The following is a 3,404-nucleotide window of genomic DNA, read 5'->3' on the forward strand; positions in this document are numbered from 1 at the left end:
CTTTACAGTTTCTAATACGTCTTCCTTTTTGTTATTACCTGTCTCATTCGTATTTGCACATGAACACAAAACTAGCGCGACCAGTAAAAAAGGTATTATAGATTTCATAATTATTTCCTCCTAAATTTCAATTGAATAATTCTCGAACTCATCACCAGCACCTGCCTTGACACTGTTAACATACTTTACTAGTTTGTTGATTTTATAAGTCCCATCCGACTTCTTAATTGCTCTGAACTCGGTATAAGAAGCTGTTTTCTTCTTGTCATATTTATTTAGCGCATCTTGAACCGCTTTTGAAGCATTTTCAAATCGCTTCGGCCATGCCGATTTTGATGTTTCATCTGCGCATGCAAATTTGTCCTTTTTCACAGTAACCCATATATAATCTGTCGGCGATATCCATTGCTTTTTTTTCACTTTTTCATGATCCAGATGATGCCATTTACCATCTTCCTTAACAAATGCACTATGAGCAAAAGTATCTGCAAGAGCATGCATTGCCATCCCCCACGCAAACGCCCTTTTTTTACCCTTCGTATCCATGCCTTGTTTTTTCCAAGATACAGATTTTAAAGAACTGACTAGTTTCTCTTTCGCCCCTCCAAGTCCACTTACTTCCTTTGTTTTTTCAATATTTTTTCCCTCACCCACATCATCTGCCATTCTTGTAATAAAGATATACGCGGCAATATAATTCGATTTATAACCTCCGTGCCACCATGGATTATCTCCTAATTTTTCAAAATTCTTTCCACCTATATCTGGATAACGTGCTCCTTTTTTTACATTCCCATGACCCTCACCAACTGTAGCTTCATGATTATCAACACTCCATGTGCCCTTGATAAAGTCTGCGGTTGATTTACTTTCAATTTCATTGTTATTTTTATGTTTCATTTTTTTTATCAACCTATGACTAATGCTAATCTCTTTATATTTCTTTAACACATACTTCTCATCGACTACTCCATACCCACTCTCATTATTATAGTTAGCACCATTAACCAATGCATTTTTTACATCTTCACATGTTGCATTTGGATTTTCCTCCATGATTTTAGAGGCTACTGCTGCAACCTGTGGCGCTGCGAGACTGGTTCCAGACTCTATCAATACATCTCCAAACTGACCTGTTGAACAAACAAGTTCTCCCGGAGCAACAACATCCACCTTTTCTCCTCTTGCACTTGTCGGCGCGAGATTGGTATCATCATCTATAGAACCAACTGATATAACATCATCATATGCCGCAGGATACTGAACATTATCTCCTGTATTTCCTGCTGCAGCAACAACAAGAATACCTGCTTTCTCAGCTTTTTGAACTGCTTCTTGAAGTAGGACTGATGAAGAATCCATTCCAAAACTCATATTTATAATATCTACCTTCTGCTCAATGGCATAATTGATTCCTTCAACAACTCTACTAACAGGACTTTCATTATTATCATCTAATACTCTTATTGAATATATTTCTGCGTTCGGATTAATTCCTGTAATCCCTTCTCCATTATTCTTGGCTGCAATCAACCCAGCCACACTATTTCCATGACCACTGCCATCCATAAATAATGGACTCATATTTTCTTCTCCTGGAACTAGTGAAATTGAACCTGCTAAATCAATGTCATTTTCAGCATCAACACCAGAATCAATTACTGCGATTTTTACTTTTCTTTTAGTTGATTTTGAATTTGAATCACTTGAATTTATAATTTTCTTATTCCACTCTAAATCAACTTCTCGCAAATCAATTTTTTGGTTTTTGTTCGAGAAACTTGAGGATGCTTTTAATATTTTATCCTCTTCAACTTGTATTACTCCCTTTTGTCTCTCTACATCCTCTGCTTCTGTCTTTGTCAAGGACAAAACCCGAACGTTATCTTCCACTGCATCAAGGGTTGTTTCCTCAACATCATAGCTACTTTCCAAACTATTTAGTACACTATCTTGTTTCACTTCAACAATATAATTATTCTCCTTTTCAGAAGATACAACTTCTGGCACATTATTACTCCCGACATTAATCATTCCTAATGCTAATGATGTGATTACTAAACGTGCTACTGTTCTTTTAATTGTCATTTTATGACCTCGCTTTCTGTTATTTGTTCTGTTAGATATATCTATACATATTCGCGAATACAAATTATATCATAGCGAGCATGGATTGTCAATATAATTGATAAATTATATTTGGTTCGCCATTATGCGTCAAAGCTTGTAAATCATAAAATTTCTACTTTTGTCTATTTGTTTGACCAGTATAATTACATATACTACTATCACTCCCGAGCAGGAACTATATTCGTGCATATATTACCCTTTTTGTCGCTGTAATATCGCTTGTTATTTTTATCTACTTTAAACTTTACCTTTGGCATTCTATTTTCGGGAACATCCGAGCCAACCAAGAATTCAAAGGCATTTTTCCCAATATGCTCCACCTTGTCTGACAAATAAACTGTATTGCTTGGATAATAGTATGCTAATTTGATACTATCGTCGCCAATGTACTTAAGATTTTTAGGCAGTTTGAAATCTTTTATATCTGCTTTTTTAGCACTAGATTCTATAGAACTAGGTTCCCATCTATCCAAAGCATGATTACCTAAAAACTCTATCGAATCTGGCAAATCACACTTTGCATATGCAAGTCCATACGAATCTACTTTCTTAAGTCCATCATTCAAGGTTATTTTACCAAGGTAATTGTAAAAAGCTCTTTCTTTAATTTCAATAATCGAGCTAGGAAGTGTTACCTTCACACACTTTCCACTACATCCAGCTTCAGAAAAAGCTCCCTTTTCAATTATTTTTCTTCCTTCCTCGAATGTAATATCAAGGGGACCAGCGTTGTAAAAATTCTTCTGAGACAGTTTAACCTTACTTGAAATCTGTATGTGTAACGTCTGAGAACTTGTAAATGTATCTTTATTACCATTTTCTCTATTATAAACCAATGCCTTATTATCTATGCTTGATACTTCTTCTGGAATCTTAAGTGTTTCCTCTTTTTCATACAACCCATCTACACTTTTTAGACATCCGTCCTCAATATGCAGTCTATCCAATTCTATGATAGGTGTTTCAGATAACACATCAGGTGATTCAGTTGCAGTTTCAACAACTTTATTTGAATTATTTGATTTGTTCGCTTCTTTCTTAACTCCCTCATCACTCTGTCCACATGAGCATAATACTATACAGCACACAAGTGTACATACAGCTTTCAGACATATTTTTCTTGAGTGATTATAACCTTTATACTTAAAATATTCATTTTCTTTTTTCATATTCTGATCCTCCATATATTACTTTCGTCTTCCTCCACTTCAAGAGGAATTTTTACAATATACAAGTTATTGTTTTTATCACATACTAGATTAACTCTATATTTT

Annotated in this window: 2 protein-coding genes; both read right to left on the reverse strand. The window is 34.8% G+C overall.

Translation table 11 applies throughout. The annotated features are described in order from the left end of the window. Positions 1-120: 120 nt before the first annotated feature. On the reverse strand, positions 121-2,088 hold the full coding sequence (locus tag L877_RS13540; RefSeq protein ID WP_026835485.1) for a S8 family peptidase: 1,968 nt from the start codon (positions 2,086-2,088) through the stop codon (positions 121-123). Positions 2,089-2,288: 200 nt separating this feature from the next. Beyond that, positions 2,289-3,299: a leucine-rich repeat domain-containing protein gene (locus L877_RS0107235; protein WP_026835486.1), complete on the reverse strand. Its 1,011-nt coding sequence runs from the start codon at positions 3,297-3,299 to the stop codon at positions 2,289-2,291. Between the last annotated feature and the right edge of the window lie 105 nt (positions 3,300-3,404).

Source organism: Eubacterium xylanophilum ATCC 35991, from assembly GCF_000518685.1.
GTDB lineage: Bacteria > Bacillota > Clostridia > Lachnospirales > Lachnospiraceae > Eubacterium_F > Eubacterium_F xylanophilum.

Bases quoted from the DNA above. Each gene is read 5' to 3' on its own strand.
- L877_RS0107235 (WP_026835486.1), bottom strand. From the start codon at position 3,299: ATGAAAAAAGAAAATGAATATTTTAAGTATAAAGGTTATAATCACTCA.
- L877_RS13540 (WP_026835485.1), bottom strand. From the start codon at position 2,088: ATGACAATTAAAAGAACAGTAGCACGTTTAGTAATCACATCATTAGCA.